Annotated in this window: 1 protein-coding gene; it reads right to left on the reverse strand. The window is 66.0% G+C overall.

Features of this window, described 5'->3' with window-relative positions; translation table 11 throughout:
- Positions 1–726 (reverse strand): carbon starvation CstA family protein (locus Q7C33_RS28905; protein WP_407684594.1); only part of this gene is annotated, 726 nt, incomplete at both ends.

Consider the following 726-nt stretch of genomic DNA (forward strand, 5'->3'; position numbering starts at 1 on the left):
ACGAGCCGAGCAGGTCCTGGAGCATGAAGCGCCCGGCACGGGTGCCGGCGTCCACCGCGGTGAGGATGAACAGCGCTTCGAACAGGATCGCGAAGTGGTACCAGAACGCCATGGTGTTTTCACCCGGCAGCACCGAGTGCAGGATCTGCGCGATCCCGACCGCCAGGGTCGGCGCACCGCCGGCACGGGCCAGCACGGTGGTTTCGCCGATGTCCTTGGCCACCGCTTGCAGCGCGTCGGGGGTGATTGCGAAACCCCAACTGCTGACGGTCTGGGCCACGGCCACCACGTCACCGCCGACGATCGCCGCCGGGCTGTTCATGGCGAAGTACACGCCCGGTTCGATCACCGAGGCAGCCACCATCGCCATGATGGCCACGAAGGATTCCATCAGCATGCCGCCGTAACCGATGTAGCGGGCGTTGGTTTCGTTATCCAGCAGCTTGGGCGTGGTGCCCGAGGAGATCAGCGCGTGGAAGCCCGAGACCGCGCCGCAGGCGATGGTGATGAACAGGAACGGGAACAGACCGCCCTTCCACACCGGCCCGGTGCCGTCGGTGAACTGGGTCAGCGCCGGCATTTTCAGCTCGGGCATGGTCACCAGGATGCCGATCGCCAGGGCGACGATGGTGCCGATCTTCAGGAAGGTCGACAGGTAGTCCCGTGGCGCGAGGATCAGCCACACCGGCAGCACCGCCGCGACAAAACCGTAGCCGATCAGCATCC

Source organism: Pseudomonas sp. BP11-1-1, from assembly GCF_052112105.1.
Lineage (GTDB): Bacteria > Pseudomonadota > Gammaproteobacteria > Pseudomonadales > Pseudomonadaceae > Aquipseudomonas > Aquipseudomonas alvandae.